Source organism: Kutzneria buriramensis (assembly GCF_003387475.1).
Taxonomy (GTDB): domain Bacteria; phylum Actinomycetota; class Actinomycetes; order Mycobacteriales; family Pseudonocardiaceae; genus Kutzneria; species Kutzneria buriramensis.
In genome coordinates this window covers 1-3749 of the sequence record NZ_QUNO01000054.1, presented here as the reverse complement: position 1 = coordinate 3749, position 3749 = coordinate 1, and the positions used below count along the sequence as shown (strand labels likewise).

Annotated in this window: 4 protein-coding genes; 1 reads left to right on the top strand and 3 read right to left on the bottom strand. The window is 67.1% G+C overall.

The annotated features are described in order from the left end of the window. Positions 1 to 171 precede the first annotated feature (171 nt). The gene (locus tag BCF44_RS54555; RefSeq protein WP_116182480.1) at positions 172 to 666 is read left to right on the top strand and encodes a hypothetical protein; all 495 of its coding nucleotides are present in this window, start codon (positions 172 to 174) and stop codon (positions 664 to 666) included. A 345-nt stretch (positions 667 to 1011) separates the two neighbouring features. On the opposite strand, the gene BCF44_RS54550 is transcribed toward BCF44_RS54555, so the two are convergent. The 3 genes from BCF44_RS54550 to BCF44_RS54540 all read right to left on the bottom strand — a co-directional run bounded on the left by BCF44_RS54550 (position 1012) and on the right by BCF44_RS54540 (position 3461). Next, the gene (locus BCF44_RS54550; RefSeq protein WP_211353719.1) at positions 1012 to 1725 is read right to left on the bottom strand and encodes a GntR family transcriptional regulator; all 714 of its coding nucleotides are present in this window, start codon (positions 1723 to 1725) and stop codon (positions 1012 to 1014) included. Between the two features lie 106 nt (positions 1726 to 1831). Continuing rightward, complete coding sequence (locus BCF44_RS54545; protein ID WP_116182479.1) at positions 1832 to 2623, bottom strand: GNAT family N-acetyltransferase; 792 nt, start codon at positions 2621 to 2623, stop codon at positions 1832 to 1834. Positions 2624 to 2627: 4 nt separating this feature from the next. Then, positions 2628 to 3461, bottom strand: coding sequence for a GntR family transcriptional regulator (locus BCF44_RS54540; protein ID WP_170218288.1), 834 nt, complete (start codon positions 3459 to 3461; stop codon positions 2628 to 2630). Positions 3462 to 3749: the final 288 nt, after the last annotated feature.

Here is a 3749-nt window from a genome sequence, read left to right as displayed (position 1 = left end):
TCTCGGCGACGCAGCAGGAGCACACCGGCAAGTTCGACGCGCTGGAAGCGCAGATGCGCAGCCTGACGCAGATGGTCGGCGAGGTGCTCCGCCGGCTGCCGGATCCGGACGTCGACAGCGATGGCCGGCGGCCTGAGTAGACGTCGGGGCAGGGTCCTCCTGCCGCTCGGCATGGCGGTGCTGGCGCTGGCGTCCGGCATCCACTACTACCTGAGCACGGTGTTCGCCCCGCCCGACGACGGCCGGCAAGGCGTCCCGCCCGGCGCCGGTCAGCCCTTGGTCGGTCCGGCCAACCCCGGCTATGCGGTGGCGTCGGTGTACGCCGTGGTCGGCAACGACGATCCGGGCCTGGCGTGCGGGACGATCGTCAGCGCGGACGGCGGCCGCCAACTCGCCCGGGACCTCGGGGCCGGCTCGGACTGCGAAGCCGCGGTGCACTTCGCCCATCGGCAGGTCGTCGACCAGGAGACCTACTCGGCGACGCAGGTGCCGCTGGGCGCGGTCCACATGACCGGCCCGAAGAGGGCGACGGTGAACTCCTGCGCCATGGCAGTCGAGGGCGGGCCAAGCCTCGGCGCGTTCGTGGTGGAGAACCTCGGGAACGGCTGGGTGGTCACCGGGCACAGCCCGGATCCGAGTCCGTGTCCGCCGCCGGCTCAGGGCTGAGGTCGGCTGGCTGGAGCGGAGCAAGATAGTAGATCAGGTGCCCTTACGTCAGCGCCAAAGCTTCAGTGACCACTGAAGTCACTGTGTACAGTGGATCGGGGGAGCAAGATAGGTGAAAGCTAATAGATTCGGTGGCCACTGAAGCTATTGCGCGGCCGGGGCCAGGCGCAGAGCAAGATGTGCCAAAAGGGACCCCTTTTGGCGAGAGCGGACAAACGGGACGTATCTCGGAAGGGATACCTGAGTGCACCCGGCGTTGGCTGGTCGTCGCCCCGAGGCACGAAGGAGCCCCGCTCAGTCGCCACTGAAGAGATTGGGGTAACTGAACGGGGCTCGGATGGCTGGTTAGCTGAGGGGCTCCGACCACTTCAGGAGAGTGGCTCCGGGGCAGACCTTGACGGCGACTTCGACGATCCGGCCGTCAGTCAGCCACACGGTCCGGATGACCTGGGTGACGACGGCAGGGCCAGCGGCCGTGAGGCCGAGTGCGGCCTTCTCCTCGTCGGTGGCCACTCGGGAGGTGACTTCCGAGAGCACGCGCTCCTGTGCGGCACCGAGTCGCTGTGCGGCCAACTCGCGTGATCCGCCGGTAGAGACGGGCTCGGTGAGCTCTGGTGTCGCCTCGATGACCTCGGCCGGGTAGTACGAGCTGGTGAGGTGCGCTGGTGCGCCGTCTCGGCTGACGATCCGGCGACGCACGTAGACAGGGCTGCCCGGCTCAACTTCGAGCCGCGCGGCGACGATCTCGTCTGCGCTGACGGTGCCGACCTCGGTGATGACGGAGGTCTCGTTGGCGGCGAGGGCTCGCCCGCTGGCTGCCCAGCCCCGCACACGGGAGCTGATGCTGCTGTCGTTGTCGGCGACGATGGTTCCGCCGCCGGTGGTGGCGCGGGTCAGCCCTTCGGCCTTGAGCGCCTTGTAGGCCCGGCTCGCTGTCTGCTGTGCCACCCCGAACTCGGTCATGACGTCTCGCAGTGTGGGCAGCCGGTCGCCGGGTGCCAGGGTTCCCGCCGCGATCAGCGCGCGGTAGTGATTGGCGATGTCGGCGTATCCGGTCACGTGTCCTCCTCTCGGTACGAGCGGGCGTTGGCCGCTCTACCTACAACGGTAGACCAAGCTGGCGGCTAGGTAGTGCAAACGGGTGAGAGTCACAGCAGGAGGTGGGTCAAGACTGCGGCGTGTAGTCCTCGCCGGTGATCACCCGGTAGTACATGCCGCCGGTGCCCTGCCTGACGGCGCGAGCCTCGTTCTCCAGGGCTCGGGACGCCTGGCTGAGGGCGACGTTCCATCGGTCCTCGGGTCCGGTGTCGAGCGCCATGTTGGCGACGAGCTGCGCCGCTCGTTCCCAGACTGCTGCCTCGCCAGTCGGGTCGTATCGGTCCGTCACGGTTGCCTCCAGATCGGGTAGGTGAACTGCACCTGCTGGTCGCTGGTAGAGGGCTCCGGAGCCTCGGGTGTAGGGCTCGCCGTTGTCGCAGATGGTCTTGACCAGCGTTGCGACGCGCACGAAGCCGCGGTGCTCGTAGTAGAGCTGGAGCCGGCGGTTGTGCCGGTGGCAGTCGAGACGAAGCCAGGTTCGGCCGGTCGCGAGGGCGCGTGCGCTGGCCCAGTCGAGCACCTTTGCTCCGAGGTCATGACCAGCCCAGCTGCGGCGGACGGCCATGCGGAAGATGTAGAGGGCTGCGTCTGGCCCGTCCGGCCAGCCTTCGGCGTAGTCAGGGTCAGCGGTGTCGGTCAGGCTGAAGGTCGCGATAGGCACTCCGCCGGCGCGAACAAGCCAGGTTTGGCCTGATGAGACGTAGTGCTCGATCCGGGACGTTCGCCAGTCTCCGGCGCCGGTGAAGCGGGCTGGCCACTGGTGGATGTCCTGGTCCCGGAGCCAAGCCGCGGCTTCGTCGAGGATGCCGAGTACGTCGTCCAGCTCGTCTGAGCTGGCCTGATCGATGGTCAGCAGCATGTCGTCATGCCTCCTCGGTGGCGGGATGGTCGACCGGACGGTGCTCGGGGACGTCGAGGTCGTACCGGAGCCGTTGGCGGTCGCCGGGGAACACGCTGATCAGGACTCGCACGCGGCGGCCGGACACGTCAACACCGATGCGAGCGTGCTGGCCGACTGGGGTTCCGACCTGGACATCTAGCAGCTGCGCCTCGTCAGGCGTGGGCATCCGGACCTGGAGCTCGTCGCGGAACTGAACCTGCCGGAAGCCCAAGGCCCGGTAGATGCCGCCTGGGTACACGACGTTCGTGCGTTGGAGCAGCGGCGCGACGCCGTCGATCTCCATCCGCGCGATGTCGACGGGCGTCCACGTGTCGGCGATCATCGCCAACTGCTCAGGGGTTCCGGGCTTGGAGACGTACCGGAGCCGGCGGCGGCGGACGACTCGGCAACCGGTCTCGCAGTCGAGGTAGCGGGCTACCTCAGTGGTGGCGGCCAGCTCGGTGACGTCGGTGACCACTTGCCGGGTGGTCCAACCCTCTGACTGGGCATCGGCCTCCCACTGGTCGACCTGGTTGACCACGTCGTCGGAGTAGGCACCTAGCTCGAACTTGGTCAGGTTCCAGCGGATTGGCTCCCTGCGGCGTACGCGTCGGCCGAGGCTCCCGGCGCCCGTCGTCACGAGGCCATCCTGCTCCAAACGGGTGATTGCTGCCCGGATGGTCTGACGGCTGTAGCCGTACTGCTCGACCAGCTCCATCTCCGATGGGATCCGGGCGTCCGGAGGTAGTTCTCCCTGGTCAATGCTGGTGCGGAGGTCGTCGTAAACGATCTCCCAGCGGGTCCGGGCTCCGGCCACAGCGCGCTCCTTCCCAAACTTTGTACGGACAGACCGTACATGGGTCTTGCGCTGACCGCAGCTTTGTACGTACAGTACGTACAGACCGGCCCAAGAGGTCGGGAAGGCAAAACCCGGTAGTAGACCAAGAAGGACTTGCATCACTGCAAGAAGTAGTGCAAAGTGGCTTACACCACCAAGTTGGTAGTGCAAACGGGCAAGAGTCCCGAGTGAACAGGGCCAGAGAGCCCCCTACGTCAGGAGACGGACATGATCGGGAACCTGAAGATCGACCAGCGCGCCACCTTC

Bases quoted from the DNA above. Each gene is read 5' to 3' on its own strand.
- BCF44_RS54555 (WP_116182480.1), top strand. From the start codon at position 172: ATGGCGGTGCTGGCGCTGGCGTCCGGCATCCACTACTACCTGAGCACG.
- BCF44_RS54545 (WP_116182479.1), bottom strand. From the start codon at position 2,623: ATGCTGCTGACCATCGATCAGGCCAGCTCAGACGAGCTGGACGACGTA.